Annotated in this window: 19 protein-coding genes, 1 tRNA gene and 1 pseudogene; 15 read left to right on the forward strand and 6 right to left on the reverse strand. The window is 63.6% G+C overall.

Annotated elements, in window-relative coordinates; translation table 11 throughout:
• Position 1 precedes the first annotated feature (1 nt).
• The 7 genes from VT84_RS16575 to VT84_RS16605 are packed head-to-tail and all read left to right on the forward strand — an operon-like array spanning position 2 to position 4,786.
• Complete coding sequence (locus VT84_RS16575) at positions 2-496, forward strand: hypothetical protein (RefSeq protein ID WP_082840315.1); 495 nt, start codon at positions 2-4, stop codon at positions 494-496.
• 7 nt (positions 497-503) lie between these two features.
• The gene (locus tag VT84_RS16580; RefSeq protein ID WP_082840316.1) at positions 504-881 is read left to right on the forward strand and encodes a hypothetical protein; all 378 of its coding nucleotides are present in this window, start codon (positions 504-506) and stop codon (positions 879-881) included.
• A 55-nt stretch (positions 882-936) separates the two neighbouring features.
• Positions 937-1,410, forward strand: a complete 474-nt coding sequence (locus VT84_RS16585) for a hypothetical protein (RefSeq protein ID WP_082840317.1) — start codon at positions 937-939, stop codon at positions 1,408-1,410.
• 35 nt (positions 1,411-1,445) lie between these two features.
• The gene (locus VT84_RS16590) at positions 1,446-1,694 is read left to right on the forward strand and encodes a hypothetical protein (protein WP_082840318.1); all 249 of its coding nucleotides are present in this window, start codon (positions 1,446-1,448) and stop codon (positions 1,692-1,694) included.
• Complete coding sequence (locus tag VT84_RS16595) at positions 1,681-2,916, forward strand: hypothetical protein (RefSeq protein ID WP_082840319.1); 1,236 nt, start codon at positions 1,681-1,683, stop codon at positions 2,914-2,916. The genes VT84_RS16590 and VT84_RS16595 overlap by 14 nt, the downstream gene beginning before the upstream one ends.
• Entirely contained in the window at positions 2,916-4,094 is a 1,179-nt protein-coding gene (locus VT84_RS16600) for a hypothetical protein (protein WP_082840320.1), read from the forward strand. Before VT84_RS16595 ends, VT84_RS16600 begins: the two co-directional genes overlap by 1 nt.
• Positions 4,094-4,786, forward strand: a complete 693-nt coding sequence (locus VT84_RS16605) for a hypothetical protein (protein WP_082840321.1) — start codon at positions 4,094-4,096, stop codon at positions 4,784-4,786. Before VT84_RS16600 ends, VT84_RS16605 begins: the two co-directional genes overlap by 1 nt.
• 9 nt (positions 4,787-4,795) lie before the next feature.
• Here VT84_RS16605 and VT84_RS16610 read toward each other — a convergent pair whose 3' ends face one another.
• Entirely contained in the window at positions 4,796-5,233 is a 438-nt protein-coding gene (locus tag VT84_RS16610; protein ID WP_082840322.1) for a hypothetical protein, read from the reverse strand.
• Positions 5,234-5,319: 86 nt separating this feature from the next.
• Positions 5,320-5,586, reverse strand: a complete 267-nt coding sequence (locus tag VT84_RS16615) for a hypothetical protein (protein WP_157469546.1) — start codon at positions 5,584-5,586, stop codon at positions 5,320-5,322.
• A 165-nt stretch (positions 5,587-5,751) separates the two neighbouring features.
• Here VT84_RS16615 and VT84_RS38595 point away from each other — a divergent pair, with 165 nt between their 5' ends.
• The 4 genes from VT84_RS38595 (at position 5,752) to VT84_RS16630 (ending at position 6,999) form a co-directional block, all read left to right on the forward strand.
• Positions 5,752-5,892, forward strand: coding sequence for a hypothetical protein (locus tag VT84_RS38595; RefSeq protein WP_157469547.1), 141 nt, complete (start codon positions 5,752-5,754; stop codon positions 5,890-5,892).
• 81 nt (positions 5,893-5,973) lie between these two features.
• Positions 5,974-6,315 (forward strand): hypothetical protein, encoded by a 342-nt coding sequence (locus tag VT84_RS16620; RefSeq protein WP_082840324.1) that lies wholly within the window; start codon positions 5,974-5,976, stop codon positions 6,313-6,315.
• A gap of 164 nt (positions 6,316-6,479) precedes the next feature.
• Positions 6,480-6,776, forward strand: a complete 297-nt coding sequence (locus tag VT84_RS16625) for a hypothetical protein (protein ID WP_082840325.1) — start codon at positions 6,480-6,482, stop codon at positions 6,774-6,776.
• A complete protein-coding gene (locus tag VT84_RS16630) occupies positions 6,769-6,999 on the forward strand; it encodes a hypothetical protein (protein WP_082840326.1) in 231 nt (76 codons plus the stop codon). The genes VT84_RS16625 and VT84_RS16630 overlap by 8 nt, the downstream gene beginning before the upstream one ends.
• Positions 7,000-7,474: 475 nt before the next feature.
• On the opposite strand, the gene VT84_RS16635 is transcribed toward VT84_RS16630, so the two are convergent.
• Both VT84_RS16635 and surE read right to left on the reverse strand, forming a co-directional pair.
• Positions 7,475-7,924, reverse strand: coding sequence for a hypothetical protein (locus VT84_RS16635; protein WP_082840327.1), 450 nt, complete (start codon positions 7,922-7,924; stop codon positions 7,475-7,477).
• A 76-nt stretch (positions 7,925-8,000) separates the two neighbouring features.
• Positions 8,001-8,771, reverse strand: coding sequence for a 5'/3'-nucleotidase SurE (surE, locus tag VT84_RS16640; RefSeq protein WP_082840328.1), 771 nt, complete (start codon positions 8,769-8,771; stop codon positions 8,001-8,003).
• A 229-nt stretch (positions 8,772-9,000) separates the two neighbouring features.
• Here surE and VT84_RS16645 point away from each other — a divergent pair, with 229 nt between their 5' ends.
• The 3 genes from VT84_RS16645 (at position 9,001) to VT84_RS16655 (ending at position 11,164) form a co-directional block, all read left to right on the forward strand.
• Complete coding sequence (locus VT84_RS16645; RefSeq protein WP_052561720.1) at positions 9,001-10,359, forward strand: hypothetical protein; 1,359 nt, start codon at positions 9,001-9,003, stop codon at positions 10,357-10,359.
• A gap of 68 nt (positions 10,360-10,427) precedes the next feature.
• Entirely contained in the window at positions 10,428-11,018 is a 591-nt protein-coding gene (locus VT84_RS16650; protein ID WP_082840329.1) for a dual specificity protein phosphatase family protein, read from the forward strand.
• A 62-nt stretch (positions 11,019-11,080) separates the two neighbouring features.
• Positions 11,081-11,164 (forward strand) — tRNA-Leu (locus VT84_RS16655).
• Positions 11,165-12,246: 1,082 nt separating this feature from the next.
• Here VT84_RS16655 and VT84_RS16660 read toward each other — a convergent pair.
• A pseudogene (locus tag VT84_RS16660) lies at positions 12,247-13,685 on the reverse strand (DUF1501 domain-containing protein).
• On the reverse strand, positions 13,675-15,825 hold the full coding sequence (locus VT84_RS16665; protein WP_082840330.1) for a DUF1549 and DUF1553 domain-containing protein: 2,151 nt from the start codon (positions 15,823-15,825) through the stop codon (positions 13,675-13,677). Before VT84_RS16665 ends, VT84_RS16660 begins: the two are co-directional and overlap by 11 nt.
• A 498-nt stretch (positions 15,826-16,323) precedes the next feature.
• On the opposite strand from VT84_RS16665, the gene sppA reads away from it, so the two are divergent.
• Positions 16,324-18,102 (forward strand): signal peptide peptidase SppA, encoded by a 1,779-nt coding sequence (sppA, locus tag VT84_RS16670; RefSeq protein WP_052561729.1) that lies wholly within the window; start codon positions 16,324-16,326, stop codon positions 18,100-18,102.
• Positions 18,103-18,137 lie beyond the last annotated feature (35 nt).

Here is an 18,137-nt window from a genome sequence, read left to right on the forward strand (position 1 = left end):
CATGCCGCTCTCGTCCTTCGACCTGCAGGTGAACAACACCTTCACGTTCACGGTCCCTGTGCCCAGTTGGGCGGACCTGACGCAGGGGGACAACCAGGTCACGTTCTCGCTCCCGGACCTGGACACCAGCGTTTGGGACGATGCTTACGCCGCGGTGCTCACCATCGCGGCGGCCGGCTCCACGACGATCGACCTGAAGAGCGTCGCGAACCTCGCGGGCGAAGCGGTCGCCTTTACGAAGGTGCTGGCGATCGTGCTAAAGGTCGCGGGCACCACGGGCGTGCTGAAGCTCACCCCGGGCGCGAGCAACGGGCTCGTGTGGTTCGCGGGCTCGACGGACGGGCTCGTGGTGCGCTCGGGCGAGTCGTTCACACTGGCCGGCAGCGCGACCGGTACCGGCGTCACCGTGGACGCGACGCACAAGACACTGACCTTCGCTAACACCGGCGCGACGTCCATCACCGTGACGGTGGTCATCGTCGGCTCAACACTGTGAGGCACCCATGCCCGACAACTTCATCAGCGGAAACGACAGCTACGTGAAGCTGGGCGCCGTGTCGTACAGCTTCGGCAAGTGGCGCCTGCCGGTCGAGGGCGGGGTGAAGAAGTTCTTCGCCTTCGGCCACAACTTCCAGCGCACCACGGCCGGCGGGGTGTCGGCCACCCCGGTCGTCGAGGGGCCGTACAACGCGGGCAACATGCCACTCGTCGTGAACGCGCTCGTGGAACTGCACCTCGGTTTCGCCGTGGGTGTGGAACTGGTGCTGAATGCGAGGTTGGCCAGCGTCGAGTTCAGCACGGAGATCAGCGCCGGGGGCGATCCCGGGCAGGTCAGTTGCACGTTCGAGAGCGACGGGGTGTTCACCATCGCGTACTCGTGATCGACCGGAATTCCGGTCGATTGGACCAGCATTTTACAATCTACAGCGGTGTTTTATGAGCGAGCGTAGCGCGGCCCTGGGCATCAAGGGGCCGCCCAAAACCATCGAGCACAACGGGAAGACGTACACCGTCGCGCCCGTGCTCACCCACGGCACCATGCTCGCCGTCGAGACGAAGTTGTACGAGCGCGCGAAGGCGGCCCTCCTGGAACTGCGCGACGTGTACCCGGCCGACGAGTACCTGAAGCGCGCCGACGAAATCCGCAAGCAGCGCGAGACCGGGCACTTCGCGTTCGAGTCCGAGCACACGATGGGGTTCCTGGAAACCACGCCGGGAACCGCGCTGCTGCTCTCCTGCATGATGAGCGCAGAACCGGCGGAGATCTTCGAGCTACTCGCCCACAAGCCGGAGGAGATGCGGACCATCCTCACCGAGGTAATGGAAGACTCGCTCCCGAAGGAGGCCATCGGCCCAAAACGGAAGGCCCCGGGGCCGGACCTGGCGCGCCGCAACCGCGGCCGGCGCTAACCCCCGGGGTTCTCACCGCTCAGTTCGCGATCCTCGTGAGCGAGTTCAAGGTTCCGCTCGGTGAGATCTACAACCTGAGCCCTCGTCAGGTGAAGGAGATCTACTTCCACGCGCGCGACAAGGACGGGGCCATTCAGGTTCCGGTGGGGTCACCGGGAATTCCCGCCGACCCGCGGGCGCGTCTCCAGCAGTTGCTCACGCTCGCGCCGGCACTGGGGGTGAGTGCGGACCAGCTCGATGAACTCAAGCGGCGACTGGAGGCGCTGAACAATGGCCCACAGTAACAATGACCTGCTCCTGAACCTGAACCGGCTCATGGGGCAGCAGATCGGCATCCTCCGCACCCTCACCCCGCTCGTCGGCCGCATCTCCGGGCAACTCAAGGACATGAAGGCGAGCGGTCCGGGTGGCCCGCCCCCACCGCGCCGGCGCCGTCCGGGGATCTTCGGTCAAATCGGGATGGCGATTAAGGGCGTACAGAAGACGATCGGGGCCATCAGCACAGTCGTTTCAACCGTGGTCGGGGCGTTTACCGCCCTGCCGCTCGCGCTCCTGGCGATCGTGAAGACGTCCGCCGCGTTCGTCCGAGCGCTCAACCCGTACCTCGTCGAGCAGTACGAGCGCGAGGTGAACAACCTGCGCGCCACCATCGGGTACGCGCTCGTCCCCATCATCAAGTACGCGACGAAGGCGGTGCGCGACTGGGCGGGCATCCTGCTCCCGTCCATCCAGGCCCTGCGCCCAATGGTCGAGGACATCGCGGCCGCTGTGGGCGGCGCGCTCCTCGGCGCGGTGCGAATCCTGGCCCGCCTCATGGAAGGGTTCGCGAAGGTGCTCCAGCCGCTCGTCGGAACCATCGAATCGAACATGCAGTCGTGGGGCGCGCTCCTCGATGTGATCGCGGCCGTGGTGGACGTCGTGGTCCAGTTCGGCGGGGCCATCAAGCTCTGGATCGACCTCTCGAAGAACTACGCGGAGAACCTGCGCCGCCTCGTCGTGGCGCTCTCCGTAGCCGCGACCCGAATCCTGAGCATGTTCGGCGGGGCCGACGCGGTGAAGCGATTCCGGGACTCACTGGCCGGTGCGATCGAGGCCCGCAAGAACCCGCCCCGGGGCCTATTGGCGGCCCCCACCGATGCCGCAGTCAGCTCGATCGAGGACATCGCCCGGAAGATGTCCGAGCGCGCGTTCGTGGCCGCCAACGGGGGCGGGGACGTCAAGCAGAGCGAAACCGAGCTTCTCGAAGAGATCCTGCGGAACGTGAACGAGACCAGCAAAGATCCGTGGAAGGGCCTCGTAAAGATCATCGCCGAGGGCGCGCGCGAGGGCGTGTACGGAACCGCGCGGGAAGGGTTCGCGAACAGCCCCGCGGGGCAGGCGCTCGGCTTCGTCCGGTCCGAGTCGGCCGGACTCTGGGACACGGCCAAGAGCGCGGTCGGGGACGCCTACCGCGAGGGCCGGGCGCGGTTCAACCGGTTCACACACGACCAACTGGGCGGTTACTAATGGCAGCACTGAAGTTCGTAGAAGTCACCGACCGGGACCAGGGCGGGATGCACACCAGCATCAGCCAGGAGGAGGGCCAGTCGGACGGCGCGTACCTGCTCGAAGGAGCGGACGACGCCACACCGCCTGCGGTGTCCGCGGTGGCGCAGGCCTTCGATACGCTCCTGGGCGGCGTATCGAATCTGGAACCGGACCTAGTGAACAGTGGCGTGGCGCACGCGGGTAAGGTCGTTCGCGCGCTCCCGCCGGTCCACCCGTTCCGGCCCGAGATGAGCGTCGCGGCCGTGAGCGACATGTGCGGGATCGGCCAACACGTCAACGGCACCGCGCTGAACGTGTTCGGGCTCGTTCCCATCACGAGCCAGTTCCCGCACTACACGAAGTACCTGTACAAGGTGAAGTTCACGAAGCGCCCGTACTTCCTGCTCCCGAACGAGAAGATCGGCACGTACAACGGCACGTACTTCAAGCCGGATGGGAGCAGCGTGAGCTTCGTGTACGCGGACGAATGGCGCCGGTTCACGAACACGACCTACACCCCGCTCCCGGACACCGTGTCGGCAACCGAACCGGCCGGCGCGATGACGTTCCGCACCGAAAGCGGTGGAACACCGAACGGCTTCAACTTTAACGGCTCGCCCTACATGAGCCTGCAAAACGGTATGCTCGAAACGTCGTGGTACCAGGTACCTGCAAGGTACGCGATGGACTTTACCATCGGCGGGACGACGTACAAGAGCTACCTGAACCGGTTCGTGGGCACCGTGAACCAGAACGACATCACCATCGGGGGACGGCTCTGCAAGGCCGGGAGCCTGCTGTTCCTCGGCGCGAGCCCGATACCCGGCCCCTACATGCCCGCGTCCCCGAAGATCCAGAAGCTGCTCGGCGCGCTCGCGGTCGGGCTGGACCAGAGCCTGATGGCCAACTTCAAGCTGCGCTGGATCCACACCGGGCGCGAAGCGACGGACGTGCCCAATTCGTCGAACGCGCTGCTTACGAACAAGAACTGGATCGCGGCCGGGCACAACCTGCAGCCGAACTACGCGACACGGAAGTTCGCGTATGTGGTCGGGCAAGGGCCAACCGACGCGGATAAGGCCCCGTGCTACGAGTCGTTCCCCCACGAACTGTTCTTCACGGATCCACTGCTTCAACAGCCCGCGGGACCGATCTAATGGAACCGGAACTGATCCGCGCCGAGATCACGGGCGTCAGCGGCGGGCTGTACTCGTGGGAAGAGCGCACCACGGACTACACGACCGGTGCCGACGCCGCACCCGCATCGGTGCGCAAGGGCACCACGTCGCTGAACCCGGCCGTGGAGATCAACGGGACCGCGGTACCGACCGGTACGAAGGTGTGGTTACGGAGGCGCGGATACGTTGGGGGAGGAATGCGATGGGAGTTCCAGTACGAGCCGGGCGGCGGAACCCCGTTCGTACCGACCGCCGCGGACGCGAGACTGCCCGTCTCGGCCAACCTCACGCTCAACGTCGGCGGCCAGGACATCCCGGGGGTGTCGATCACGCTCCCGGCGACGGGGCTGTACTTCGTTTACGGCCGGCTCACGTGCCAGGCCCGCGCGAGTGCGCTCACGTTCTCGCAGATGGACCTGTCGGCGCGCATTGGCACCGGGGCGGGCACCGGGTCCGACATCGGCGGAACCGTTTCGCTCATGCACATGATCCAGCAGACCGGGGTTTACTACACGCACACGACCTACATGGGCACGTACTACAGTGGCGCCGCGAGCGCCGTGCTCAGGCTCCAACTCCTCATCAACACGACCGCGGGAACACTGGACTTTTGCGCGGCGCAGGCCGCGGGGTACGGCGGCACGAGCATTGGGTACATCCGGCTCAATTGAAGGCGGATATTAGCGAGCACGCACCGCGAGAACTGTGCTCGTCTCGCCGGTGTTGAACACGAGTTCCACCGTCGGGTAGAACTTCTCCGCGGCCGCATCCCAGATGATGTCGCGGTTGGTGTACACCCACACTTCGTTGACTGTGCCACTCACTTCAAAAGTGCGGTCCGGAGCGCCGAACAGTTTCTTCACCGCGTCTCGCTTCATGCCTGAATAGGCGGGCGTTTTCGAGATCACACCCGCTTCGCGAGCAATCAGTTTCTCGCGAGCCTGCTTCAGAGTGAGTTTGCCCCCTACGCCGGGTTCGTGAGGTGCGGGTGCGAGCCCCTTTTGCCCTTCCGTCACCGGCCCTTCAGCGCGAGCCGGAGCAGTTGCCAACTTCTCGGTGGTGACTCCGTTGTTGCACCCAATCACCGCCACCAGCGCCAGGAGAGCCAGGAACCGCATAACGCCCCCAAACACAGAAAGCCCGCAGGATCACCTGCAGGCATCATAAGGGCGCGCTGGGGCCGTTCGCCAGGACGTAGTTGCGGCTACTTGCTCTCGTTGGGGTCCGGTAGCAAACCCCACTTGATGAACAACTCCGTCAGCGCCAGTTCCACAGTGCTGGTCAGGTCGAGGCGAACCAAGTTCTTCTGACGGAATGCGTCAATGAACTTGGGCACCAGATCACGCAAGGTCGGATCCATCCGGATGTTGACGGGAACGCCCGTTCGCCCGCCCCCGTCTGCATCACCTGGGTGCTTGGGAGGACGGCCGCGGGTGGACTTCTTCGGTTTCTCTTCAGCCATGCGGACCATCGTAATCTCCGCGATGCACGGAACCAGACACATGTAGTCTATTCGCGGTATCGTCTACGTCAAAATAGCAGTTGTCGCATTTCGATATTTTCGTGTTGACGAAAAGAGACGCGGTGTTATTATACGTGTGTGGCCCGACACAAACCGCAGACACGGAGAACCGCAATGACTTGCACGAGCAACGAGAACAAGGGTGTGATTCTGATGTGCCCGAAGTGCGAGTGCGTGTGCGTGGTGGAGTTCGACTTCGAGAACTTCATCTGCGACGAGTGCCAGGACGCGATGAACGCGGAGACCGCTGAGTAGCGGAAATGACGCGACCCGGTGGTGACGGCAATCACCTCCGGGCCGCTTCCCAAACCCCTTCTGAACCAAGGAGCTTGAGCAATGACCACTTTTACCGAATTGCTGGAACCGACCAAGAGCGAAAAGCACGGCTGCCTGATGTTCATGCCGGCGATCGCCGATTTCGGCATGAAGACCGGCACACTCATGATTTCCGGCAGCCGCAGCTACGCCGTCTATGACGTAGAAGAATTCCCCGCGGATCACGGCCGCGGATTCATGCTGTTCAAGAAGACCCCGGGCACCGACGTCACCGAGGACCGCTACGCCTGCTTCATCGGGAGCGATGATGTTGGTCGGTGTGAGTGCAAGGGCTGGGCTCGTTACGGCTCCTGTAAGCATCTCCAGAGCCTGTTCGCGCTCGTGCAGAACAACCAGATCTGATTCCCTCGGAATTCCGGTCGATTGAACCAACGTCGAACCGACGCGAATTCCCGTCGATTCGCCACCCATTAGACCGTCATTCGGCGTTCCAGAACTCATTAGATCTTCGGTCGGCGGGAATTCCCGCCGACCCTCATACACCTTTCCTCCTTCTGGGCTCTGTCATGGCTGACTGTCCCAAGGCCTCTCCCCGCAAGGTTTCGCGCCCGAAGCTGGATCCGTTTCACCGCCAGCAGCGCGATCAACAAGCCCTCGTGCGATGGCTGCTCCGCACTCACTGCGAGATCAGCGACGTCATTAACGCCTTCCACCAGGGCGCCTTCAACTGCGCGCTGGTGGATCGCACCAAACAGGTTCGCGTTGAGCTCGAAAGCGCGCTGTCCAACCTTGAAGAAGCGCTGTTCCTCGTCCCCACGCCTTACCCGCCTGATTTCGTCACGGAGGCCCTCCGCGATGCCTAAGACCAAGCCGAGTCCCTGCAAGCGCCACCCATCGCGCCGCGACCGCCTGGTGCGCTGGGCCGAGACATTGGACGAGGTGCTTCGCATCGGGGACGTGATCCGCACCGCCTACGCGGACGGCATCGTGAGCGAGGAAGCGGCCTCATGCGCGCTGCAGTGCCTCGACGAGGTGCGCCACGCGCTGGTGAATAACCTGTTCCCGGACAGCGAAGACGACTTGTGAGCGGCTCCTACCAACTGCCCCCAAAAGATGATAGCTTTGGGGGCGAATTCCTAGGATTTCAAGCGTTTCGCGGTTCCTACCAAGTTGCACTAACGGTCTGACGAGAGCGGCTGCTTGGAAATGCTTTTTCGCGTGGTAGAAAACGGGCTCAAACCCTTTGATTTCCAGCGTTTCATTGTTCGCTACATCTCGCAACCATCAACTTCTGGTTGATGCTTCAGGTGGTGCAAATGCACCAGGTGGTAAGCACTTACCAGGTGTAACAAATGTTACACCTGAGCCCGGTCTCGCACTCACGGCAGGTGAGGCATTTGCATCACCTGGGACAAATGTCCCACCTCAGGTGTTCGGATCCGAACACCTGAACCCCTCCCGTTAATTCCCGTTAACCCAACCCGACTCCCGTTTTGACCGTGTTTTCCTGCTTCAATAGTATTCGTTTGCATCGACCCCTCTGGCGCTGTAAACACTACGTTTACAAGGCTCTGGGGGCTTTTCGCGCTTCACCGTGCATACGTTCCTTCCACGGCAACCCGTTCACCATCACCGTCCAGCACTCTTCCAACGGCGTGATAGAATGCCACGTTCGCGGTTCAATGATCTCGTACCGGCTACCCGCGGTGAGCACGGTTTCGGTCACGGTGATCGGCTCTAGCGACTCCAGATCGGGCGTGAACCCGACCCACATTCGGTACGATCCTTCGAGGAGCGCGAACGCGCCCGGCCACGGGTGGGGGTGCGGGTACGCCTCGTGCGTCGCGCAGGGATCGAACTTGTGCAAGCTGATCCGGAGCCCGTCGGGAAGGTAACGGAACACGCGATACGTTGTGGGCTTCCGCCGGTTCACGATGAGCGAGTCCCACGCGGTCGGGTCGTCGAGCAGCGCGGGGAGCGATTCGAGTACGTCGGCGAGGGCGGAGAGCATGTGAACGCCTCCTCGGGGAATGCGCAAGGAGGTACAGCCGTTGGGTTGTGACCTTTCAGGGGTGCTCAGGGGGTGTTCACTCCACCTTCCATTCCCACTTCTTCAACTGCTCCATTTTCGCGTGGTCGGTGAGATCGAACTGGAGCGGCGTCACGGTGATGTAGCTCTCGCTGAGCGCGGTCACGTCCGTGTCGGGGTGCGGGTCCGGGCACGTGAACTCGGGGTTGGTCCAGAAGTACGTGCGCCCGCGCGGGTTCACGCGCCGGTCGAACCTCTCGGTGTACGGCGACACGTTTTGCGGCATCACCCGGATCCCGCGGATCGGCCCGTGCTCCAGCACCGGCAGATTCACGTTGAACAAGCTGCCTTTCGTGGGATTACGGGCGAGGATCTGCTCGATCACCTGCCTCGCATACTTCGCCGCGGTGGGGAAGTCGTAAATTTTCTTGTCGTATTCGAGCGAAACGGCGATCGCGGTGTGGTGGTAGAACGCGCCCTCGATCGCGGCGGCGACCGTGCCCGAGTAGAGCACGTTGATGCCCGCGTTGCTGCCCGCGTTCATGCCGCTGATGATGACGTCCGGCGGCTCCGGGAGCAGTTCCAGTAGTGCGAGCTTCACGCAGTCGGCCGGGCGCCCCTCGACGGCCCACCCCACGAACGTCGTCGCGTCGTCCTCGTACACCTCGTTCACGAGGAGCGGCGTGAGGAGCGTAACCGAGTGCCCCGCGGCACTTTGTTCCGTGGCGGGCGCGACGACCGTGACCGTACCCAGCTTGAGCAATTCGGCGCGCAACGCGCGCAAGCCGGGGGCGTAAATGCCATCGTCGTTGGTGAGCAGAATTCGCATCGACGGACCTTCCGAAGTGTTGGACTCGGCGCGAAAAAAAGCATTCTAGGGGCCGCGTGCATCCGGGAGTGCCACTTGTAGCGAGAATGCGGACTGCGTTGACTGAATGATCTAGTCAAGTTGGTCCGATATTCTTGACGGTGGTTCCGGACGCGCATATCTACAAACTATTCGGAGCGCTGCCCGGATCGCGACTCGCAACCGGATTTGCTTCTGTCGGGGCACTGCTGTGGAACAATCCATCTTTCTCGATTTCAACCTGCCGACCGCGGCCACGTGGTTCTATTTCTCGCTGTTCCTTACGGTTGCGCTGTTCTTTCAGTTCACGCGCCTGCTCTCGATTCGGAACCTCGACCTCCTGATGTTGTTTCTACTCGTGCCCGGGTTCCTGATTTTGCAGGAAGCCAGTAAGTTCGACGCGGCTTCACGGAGCCTGGGAAGCGAAGAACTCACGCGGCGCGCGGTACGCGAGCGAACACTCGGGTATGCGTGGCTGCTCGTGGGGTCGCTGTACTGGTTCGTGCGCGCGATCGTCGATACGGCCCTTGTGCGCCGGCCCCCGGTGACCGTGAATTTGAACACACCGGGGATGGCGTGGCTCGCGTTAGCGCTATTTGTAGGTCTGACTGCCGTGGCGGTGCGGCGGACGCCCGATCAGGCGAACCAGGAACGAGTGGGGACGCGCCCCGTCACCATCGAGCAGGTGCAAGAGACGGCCACGGCCGTCGTTCAGCAGGCGCAAAGCACGAACGGGCACCACGCCCCGGCTGCGACCGTGCAGTTCTGGGCCGAACGCGGGCTGGCGATGATCTGTCACGCGGCGGTGCTCATTGGCCTCCTCATGATCGGGTGGCGCCACTTCGGGGACATTACAACTGGGGTCGCGGCCGCGGCGCTGTACACGCTGGTGCCGTACACCGCGTACCACATCGGGCAGTTTTACCACGTCTGGCCGACGGCGTTCCTGGTATGGGCGATCTTCTGCTACCGGCGCCCGATGCTCGCGGGCTGGTTACTCGGTCTGGCGGCCGGGAGTGCCGTGTTCCCCGCGCTCTTGTTCCCGCTGTGGTTCGGGTTCTTCAGTCGTCGTGGAGCGGCGCGGTTCGGGCTAGCGTTCCTCGTGGCAAGCGCGAGCAGCATCGGTGTGACGGCCCTCGTGCTGATGATCGACGGCCCGACCGGGCAAGGGATCGTCTCAGCACTTAACCTGACGCACTGGAAGCCGTGGGCGCCGCCGACCACCGAGAGCATCTGGTCCGGCACGCACTGGGCGTACCGGCTCCCGCTCTTCGTGCTGTTTATCGGGTTCTTGGTGAGCGCGACCATTTGGCCGACGCGCAAGAACTTGTCGCACCTGATCGCACAGTCCGCGGCGATTCTGGTTGGCATCCAGTTCTGGCACGCGGACCGCGGCGGGCTGTACGTTTTGTGGTACTTGCCGCTTTTGCTGCTTATCGTGCTTCGGCCGAATTTGTCGGCCGCGGAGCCGCCGCCGATCGCCCCCGGGAGCGTTCTGACGCGACTGGCTGGGGCGGCTTGGCGGCGCGTGCGGCCGGTCCAGGATCAGCCGAACCCGCTCGCGGTCTGATCCGCCTTCCGCGAACCCGTTCCGCATGGTAGGTTCCCGATCTCGATCCGATTGGGAGCCTCTAAAAAATGCCCTCACGCTGGCAGTTCATCCTCGCGGCCACAGCCCTAGCCGTGGTCGTTGCGGCCCCTTTGGTTTACTCGGCCCATCAGAACACGCACATGCGGAACTTCCGCGTGGTCGAGGACGGTGTTCTGTACCGCAGCGGTCAGCTCACCCCGAAGGGCATGGATCGCGTCCTGAGCGATTACAACATCAAGACGGTTGTCACGTTACGAGTCGCGCGCCAACCGGGGGCCAAATCGCCGGACGCCTGGGAAGAGGACGTGTGCGCGGCCCGCGGGCTGAACCATGTCCGCATCGTGCCGCGCGTTTGGGGCGCGGACGAAGACGGAGAGATCCCAGCGGAACAAGCCGTTCAGGAGTTCCTGGCGGTCGTGGACAAGAAGGAGAACCACCCCATTCTCGTCCACTGTTTCGCAGGGATTCACCGCACCGGAACGATGTGCGCCATTTTCCGGATGGAGTACCACAAGTGGTCACCGGAGCGGGCAATGTCCGAGATGCAGCTCTACGGCTTCGCCCCAGAAGACATGCACCAGCACATCGCGGGTTATCTCCGGGAGTATAAACCGCGCTCGAAACCGTTGGGGAAGTAGAACCGAGCCGCTCGGGTTACTAATGTGAACCTAACAACCGTGCGGCGCGTCCCTTGGTTGTTGCGAGGGTGGCGGAATTGGTAGACGCAACAGATTTAGGTTCTGTCGGTCGCAAGGCCGTGGGGGTTCGAGTCCCCCCCTTCGCACTCAGCTAGTTCAAGTGTTTCGGCGGTTCTGATCGGAGGTCGGATCGTAACGGCTGCTGTGGTCCTGCTGTACTCGCGTATGAGCTATCAAAATGGCCCGTGTTCACGTCCCGGCACTGCCACTATGGGGTCACCGGACGGGCTTACGTCGCGGTTCGCGAGCAAGAAGGGGCTGCTACCTCGGAACGTGGTGCGCAGAGCCGTGCTTGGTCGATTATCAAGAGGTCCTGATGTAGTTAGGATTTCCGCCAACTGTCGTTAACGGTGTTCTCGAGATCGCTCAAACTTTCGTATCCCTTTTCAGCCCCGTTCACAACCGGTCACCGTAATCACAGTTCGCACCACGCACTATCACTTTCTAGCTCGGGCACCAATTCACCGCAGATTACCTTCCGTAAGGTCGGTCGAGAGCTAAGGAATTGGCTCGTGAAGTGTTGGGGAAAAGCCGAGCGTCTACTTCTGGTTGCCGGTGGTCGCGGTCTTTCGGTTGTGAACCCAAATGAGGGGCGTACCGCTCCAAACGCCGCTTGCTCGCTCCGAGGAACGGGCGCGGGACGTTTTTACAACCTGGCCCGCAGTGGCGAGCCCGCTCCGGAATTGTGCAGACTGTTGACTACTCAATTCGGCAAGCCATCGGAAGAAATGTGCAGCCAGCGCCCGCACCGCGGACACGTGTAGCATCGCACCAGCGCCCACTGTGCAAGCGGTTCAAACTCGAAGACGCATCGCAGTCGGGCAATCGTCCGACATGTGTAGCTCAACCGTTTCGTAAAAGTACAAATAGTCCGGTATGGATGTGAGAGTGGGCATGGGCGCGTTCGGGCTTGTTGCGAGTCCTGCGGTAACGCTCAGAGTTTACCGACACTCCAAAACGAACCAAATGAATTATTTTACGGTGCGAATTTTTAACTTTTACATGCAACTTGAAACCTGTGGCGGGACCGCTTCCGCCACGTCACGGGCTCGCGGGCGTTAGGCCGCTTTGGGAGCGGCTTCTGGCTGGAGTAGGTGTACATCGCTGAGAGGAAATTGAGTACACAGTTCACGTAACTGGTGCCATTCGCATTTCGGTCGTCAGCCATTTACGCGATGGCCTTATCGATCACTTCGCCGGCGTTGTCGGTGAGGCGCTCGTTGCGGCCGTTGTGCCGGAACGTGAGCTTCAGGTGGTTGAACCCGAGCAGGTGCAAGATCGTGGCGTGAACGTCGTGGACGTGCGTTTTGTCCTCGGCAGCGCGCAGGCCGATCGCGTCCGTGGCGCCGAGTGCCTGCCCGCCCTTGATGCCGCCACCGGCGAGCCACATGGAGAACCCGTGCGGGTTGTGGTCGCGCCCGTTCGTCCCCTCGGTCATCGGGGTGCGCCCGAACTCCCCGCCCCACACCACGAGCGTGTTTTTCAGTAGCCCGCGGCGCTTCAGGTCCGTCAACAAGCCGCGATCGGCTTGTCGCTCTGAAGGCAGAGCGCGCCGTGGTTCTTCTCCAGATCGGAGTGCGCGTCCCAGCCGTTCGTGTCGCCGCTATAAAGCTGCACGAACCGCACGCCGCGCTCCACCATCCGGCGCGCGAGCAGGCACCGCGTGCCGAACTCGGCCGTCTCCTTGCGGTCGAGACCGTAGAGCGCCTTCGTCTCCTCGGTTTCCTTTGTGAGATCGACCACGTCCGGCGCGTGGGCCTGCATCCGGTACGCGAGTTCGTAGGCCGCGATGCGCGCCGACAGTTCCGAGTCCGCGGAGCGGGTCGCGCCGAAGTCCCGGTTACTTTCGGCGATGAAGTCGAGCGTCCGGCGCTGCTGTGCGGCGCTCACGCCGGGCGGAGTGGCGAGGTGTTCGATCGGCGCCCGGCTACCCTTCACGACCGTACCCTGATACGCGGCCGGGATGTAGCCGTTGCCCCACGCGGGCGCGCCGCCCTTCGGCCACCCGCCCGGGTCGGGCATCACCACGAACGCGGGCATGTTCCGGTTCTCGGTGCCGAGCCCGTAGCTGACCCACGCGCCGAGGCTGGGCCGCCCCATCAGGATCGAGCCGGTGTTCATGAGGTACACCGACTCGGGGTGCGTGACGCTGTCGCCGTGGCACCCGCGGAGCAAACAGATGTCGTCGACGCGCTCCGCGACATGCGGGAACCAGTCGGACACCTCGATGCCGCTCTTGCCGTGCTTCTTGAACGTGCGGGCGGAGGCGAGCAGTTTGTTCTTGTCCACGCCGCGCCGCGTCTTCACCGGGCCGAACGATTCGGGGAGCTTTTGGCCGTGGAGTCGCGTGAGTTCGGGCTTCGGGTCGAACGTGTCCACGTGCGACGGCCCGCCCGACATGAACAGGAAGATGACCCGCTTCGCGCTCGGCTCGAAGTGTGGTTTCTTCGGTGCGAGCGGGTCGACCGGTTTGTCGTCCGCGAGCAGTCCGTCCTCGCCGAGCATCGCCGCGAGCGCGAGTGTACCGAACCCGCAGCCCGCGTTACGAAGGAAGGCCCGGCGATCGGGGTAATAAGCGAGTGGGGGCACGGCAGCCTCAATCCAAATAGACGAATTCGTTCACGTTAAACAGCGCGCGGCACAACTCGTGGAGCGGCGATTCCTTCAGGAACGCCCTCGCGCGGTCCATTTCTTTCGCGGACGGCGCGCGGCCGAGCGCGAGCCGGTACGCGAGCGCGATGCGGGCGTCTTCGGTCTTTGCTTCGCGCGTGAGCCGGTCGGCGAGCGCCTTTGCCGCGACCATCGTTTCCTCGGCGTTCAGCAGCGCCAGAGCTTGCGTCGCGGTGGTGCTGCGCTCGCGTTTCGGGCAGCTCAGGTTGCTATCGGGCAGGTCAAACGCTTCGAGGAACGCGAGTTTGAGGTTGCGCCGCGAGAGGAGGTACACGCTCCGGCGGGTGTGCTCCACGGGGTCGGCCGTGACCGCGACCACCCGCGACCCGCCCGCGGCACGCGACGCTTCCGGCAACACGACGCCGGGACCGCCCACCTTCGGGTTGAGGCGCCCGCCGACTGCGAGGAGCGAATCCCGAACCGCTTCGCCTTCGAGCCGCAGCCGGTTCGCGTGCGCGAGGAGCCTGTTGTCGGGATCGACGGCCGCCCCGTCTTTGGTCGCCTGAGTGGATTGCTGATACGTCTCCGACAGGAGCATCAGGCGATGAATACGCTTGAGCGACCAGGGCTGCGAACTGTCACTTCCCTTGTCCGTGGGGTGCATCAGTTCGCACGCGAGCCAGTCGAGTAATTCCGGGTGCGTCGGCTTTTGTCCGCGAAATCCGAAGTCGCTCGCAGTGCCGACGATGCCTCTGCCGAAGTGGTGCTGCCAGAGGCGATTCACGATGACGCGGGCCGTCAGCGGGTTGTCGGTGCTCGCGACCCAGTTTGCGAGCGCGAGCCTGCGCCCGGTGCTGTTCGCGAGCGCCTTGACTGGGGCGGGGGCTTCTTTGTTCTCGGGCAACAGGACCGCGGGGAAGCCGGGCTCGACCTCGACGCCCTTCTTGTCGAGTTCGCCGCGTTCGAGCAGGAACGTTTTGGGCGGCGCCCCCGGCTTGTCCGTTAATCCCATCGCGACCGGCGGCGCGGGCGGCTTCTTGCTGTCGAACGCTTTCAGCTTGGCTTTTAGTTCCTCGGTTAGTGCTTTCTCGGCGGGCGTCAGCGCCTTTGTGACTTCGGCGTCCGTAACGCGAACTTTCGCTTCCGTTTCGGCTACGCGTTCGATCTGCCCGCCCGTGCGACTGGCAGGTGCCGTGCGGTGGGCGGTCCGGGCATCGGGGGAGAGTTTCGCGAGCCGGTCCTCGAACATCTTCTTGCGGTGCGGTTCCTCGACGGCCGCGAGCTGCTCGCGCAACCCCTTCGTGGATTGCTCGTATGAGCGGACCGCGCTGGCGCGGGCGGTGACTTCCGCGGGCGTGGCGACGGGGACGTCTTTGCGGAAGTTCGCGGGTGTGAAAAACGCTTGCAGGCGGAAGTAATCCTTTTGCGAGATCGGTTCAAACTTGTGATCGTGGCACCGCGCACAGGTAACCGTGAGCCCCAGGAACGCCAGGGCCGCGGTGTCGGTCATATCCGTGAGCGTGTTCAAGCGCCGTTGGGCCTGGTCCGCGGAATCGGTCATGTCCGGGCCGAGCAAGTTGAAGCCGGTCGCGACGAGTGCTTCAGGGTTGTTGGGGAAGACCTCATCCCCCGCGAGTTGCTCGGTGACGAACCGATCGAAGGGCTTGTCGTAGTTGAACGACTTGATGACGTAGTCGCGGTAGCGCCACGCATCCGGGCGCGGCTCGTCGAACTCGTAGCCGTTAGTGTCCGCGAAGCGGGCCAGGTCGAGCCAGTGCCGCCCCCAGCGCTCGCCGTACCTGTGGCTCGCGAGCAAGCGGTCCACGATTTTGGCCCACGCATCGGGCGCCTTGTCGCTCACGAACGCATCAATTTCTTCGGGCGTCGGCGGGAGGCCGTGGAGATCGAACGTGACGCGACGAATGAGTTGCTCGCGCGTCGCGGGCGGCGCGGGCGACAGTTTCGCCGCGGTCAACTTCCCCCGAACGAAAGCGTCGATGGGGTTTGCGAATTGTTGCCCTTCGACAACGGGTACTTTCGGGCGCTCGGGTTTCTTCCAGGCCCAGTGGTTTTGCGGCTCGTCCGCCTGACACGGCGCGAGCGCAACGAGGATCAACAGTGCGGCAGCGGTTCGCATCGTTGAGCGCCGGGAGGGAGAGCGGGCATGTGGAACAAAGTATACCCGCTCCGCTCCGCGTCACAAGCGCTCATTTGCCTCGGAATCAACCGGAGATCGGGGATCCGCTCGACGCAGCGGCGCTCTGCCAAGTGTCGGTAACGGTGGTGTTCGCGGGACGTAATCCGGGCAGTAGTCGTGGCCCTTTCCGCGCCGTGCCGAATCGCGGATCGCACACGCCGCTCTCGTCTCCGGTGCTCCTTATCCCGTCCGTCCGGCCAGCGCACTGAAGTTGCACCCGGTCGAGTTTTTACGTTAGGCTGTGTTGTGTTCAGCGAGAAGTCTCTGAAACTCTGCACATTTTGCGGGGTGGCAATGCGAGAGAACGGATCACGAACGCGGCAATTCACCACCGGCTCGAGTCAGGTGTCACCTGTCGGAACTGTGGTGACAGCCCGTTTACTCGGTGACCGTTCTTCGATCTGCCCACGTCCGACACAACACCCTTGGAGGCGCCCGATGCCCCGCCTGTTGTTCGCCCTTGTTTTACTGTTTCAATCGACCGTCGCGGTCGCGCAGGAGCCGAAGAAAGAAGCCCCGGCCGCGGGCGTTGCCCACATTGTTCTCGGCGGCGGCATGGACGAAGGCGCGCCGGCCGACGGGCCGTTCGGCGGCGGGAGCGAAACCCTGCGCCAGAAGATCGACCGTATCAAGGCCGCGGCCAAGGATAAGACTGTGGCGGCTTTGTACCTCCGCCTCGACGAACTGCACGTCGGGTTCGGCAAGGTGAACGAACTGCGCCGGGCGATCGCCGACTTCCGCGCCGCCGGCAAGAAGGTGTTCGCTTACGCCGAGGAGTTCGACACCAAAGCGTACCTCGTCGCTCTCGCGTGCGACACGATCAGCGTTCCCGAATCTGGCGGGCTCAACATGGTCGGCTTGCGGGCCGAGGTGAGCTACTACAAGGACGCACTCAAGCTCGCCACACTGGACGTGGACGTACTCAAGATGGGCGGGTACAAGTCGGCCGTCGAGCCGTTCCTGCGGGCGGACATGAGTCCCGAGAACCGCGAGCAAATCACCAGCATGATGAACGACAACTTCGACAAGGAACTCGTCGCCGCGCTGGTCACCGGACGCCCGAACCTGAAGCTCACGCCCGCTAGCGCCGAGGCCCTCATCGACGAGGGGCCGTTCACCGCCCGCAAAGCGCTCAAGCTCGGTCTCGTGGACGCGCTGCAGTACGAGGACCAGTTCGAGTCCGGGTTCGCCAAGACCCTCGGCCGGGACGAGGTGAAAATCGTTCGCGGGTACGGCAAGCCGAAGAAGGCGGACAGCGCCGGCGGGCTGGGCGCGCTCATGGACCTCATGTCGCCCAAGAAGAAATCGGAGACCAAGGAGCCCAAGGTCGCGGTCATCCACGTCATTGGGGCGATCGCGTCCGGAAAGGGCGGGTTCAGCCTGCTCGGGGGGCAGTCGGTCGGTTCGGACACCATCGTCGAGGCGATCCGCGACGCCGAGAAGAATCCGACCGTGAAGGCCATCGTCCTCCGGGTCGATTCCCCCGGCGGCTCGGCGCTGGCCTCGGACGTGATCTGGCGCGCGCTGGCGGTGTGCAAGAAGCCGGTGGTGGCGAGCATGGGCGACGTGGCCGCCAGCGGCGGGTACTACGTGTGCATGAACGCCCGGCGGATCTTCGCCGAACCGGGTACCCTCACCGGCAGCATCGGCGTGTTCGGGATGAAGATCGTCACCGGCAAGTTGGAGGAGCGGGTCGGGGTCACCACGCACGTCATCAGCCGGGGGAAGAACACGGGGGTCAACTCCGCGACGTTCAAGTGGAGCGAGAGCGAGCGGAAGGCGATGACCGAGATCATCGAGGAGGTGTACGACCAGTTCACGGACAAAGCGGTGGCCGGGCGCGTGGCCGCGGGGCAGAAACAGATGACCAAGGCGAAACTGTTGGAGCTGGCCGGTGGGCGGGTGTGGACGGGCCGGCAGGCGAAGGCGAACGGCCTGGTGGACGAACTCGGCACGCTCGACGACGCCATTGCCTTCGCCAAGAAGGAAGCGGGCATCGATCCGTCGAAGGATCTGGAGCTGCTCATGCTGCCCAAGGGTTCGTCGTTCCTCGACAAGCTGATGGACGGCGACCTCGACCTGCCGTTCAGCCGAGCGCTGGCGGACCTGAAGAACGTCCCCGGCGGGGCCAAGGCGGTGGAACTGATGGCCCCCGTACTTAGCGCTCACAAGGCCCCGGTCCAAATGCTCATGCCGTTCCACGTCGAGTTCAAGTGATCGGGGGCGCCCACGGGCGGATTTCGTTCCCAAAG

The organism is Gemmata sp. SH-PL17 (assembly GCF_001610855.1).
Lineage (GTDB): Bacteria > Planctomycetota > Planctomycetia > Gemmatales > Gemmataceae > Gemmata > Gemmata massiliana.

Excerpts from the sequence above, each read along its gene's own strand:
- VT84_RS16575 (WP_082840315.1), top strand. The coding sequence starts at position 2 with ATGCCGCTCTCGTCCTTCGACCTGCAGGTGAACAACACCTTCACGTTC.
- VT84_RS16580 (WP_082840316.1), top strand. The coding sequence starts at position 504 with ATGCCCGACAACTTCATCAGCGGAAACGACAGCTACGTGAAGCTGGGC.
- VT84_RS16585 (WP_082840317.1), top strand. The coding sequence starts at position 937 with ATGAGCGAGCGTAGCGCGGCCCTGGGCATCAAGGGGCCGCCCAAAACC.
- VT84_RS16595 (WP_082840319.1), top strand. The coding sequence starts at position 1,681 with ATGGCCCACAGTAACAATGACCTGCTCCTGAACCTGAACCGGCTCATG.
- VT84_RS16600 (WP_082840320.1), top strand. The coding sequence starts at position 2,916 with ATGGCAGCACTGAAGTTCGTAGAAGTCACCGACCGGGACCAGGGCGGG.
- VT84_RS16605 (WP_082840321.1), top strand. The coding sequence starts at position 4,094 with ATGGAACCGGAACTGATCCGCGCCGAGATCACGGGCGTCAGCGGCGGG.
- VT84_RS16610 (WP_082840322.1), bottom strand. The coding sequence starts at position 5,233 with ATGCGGTTCCTGGCTCTCCTGGCGCTGGTGGCGGTGATTGGGTGCAAC.
- VT84_RS16615 (WP_157469546.1), bottom strand. The coding sequence starts at position 5,586 with ATGGTCCGCATGGCTGAAGAGAAACCGAAGAAGTCCACCCGCGGCCGT.
- VT84_RS38595 (WP_157469547.1), top strand. The coding sequence starts at position 5,752 with ATGACTTGCACGAGCAACGAGAACAAGGGTGTGATTCTGATGTGCCCG.
- VT84_RS16620 (WP_082840324.1), top strand. The coding sequence starts at position 5,974 with ATGACCACTTTTACCGAATTGCTGGAACCGACCAAGAGCGAAAAGCAC.
- VT84_RS16625 (WP_082840325.1), top strand. The coding sequence starts at position 6,480 with ATGGCTGACTGTCCCAAGGCCTCTCCCCGCAAGGTTTCGCGCCCGAAG.
- VT84_RS16630 (WP_082840326.1), top strand. The coding sequence starts at position 6,769 with ATGCCTAAGACCAAGCCGAGTCCCTGCAAGCGCCACCCATCGCGCCGC.
- VT84_RS16635 (WP_082840327.1), bottom strand. The coding sequence starts at position 7,924 with ATGCTCTCCGCCCTCGCCGACGTACTCGAATCGCTCCCCGCGCTGCTC.
- surE (WP_082840328.1), bottom strand. The coding sequence starts at position 8,771 with ATGCGAATTCTGCTCACCAACGACGATGGCATTTACGCCCCCGGCTTG.
- VT84_RS16650 (WP_082840329.1), top strand. The coding sequence starts at position 10,428 with ATGCCCTCACGCTGGCAGTTCATCCTCGCGGCCACAGCCCTAGCCGTG.
- VT84_RS16665 (WP_082840330.1), bottom strand. The coding sequence starts at position 15,825 with ATGCGAACCGCTGCCGCACTGTTGATCCTCGTTGCGCTCGCGCCGTGT.
- sppA (WP_052561729.1), top strand. The coding sequence starts at position 16,324 with ATGCCCCGCCTGTTGTTCGCCCTTGTTTTACTGTTTCAATCGACCGTC.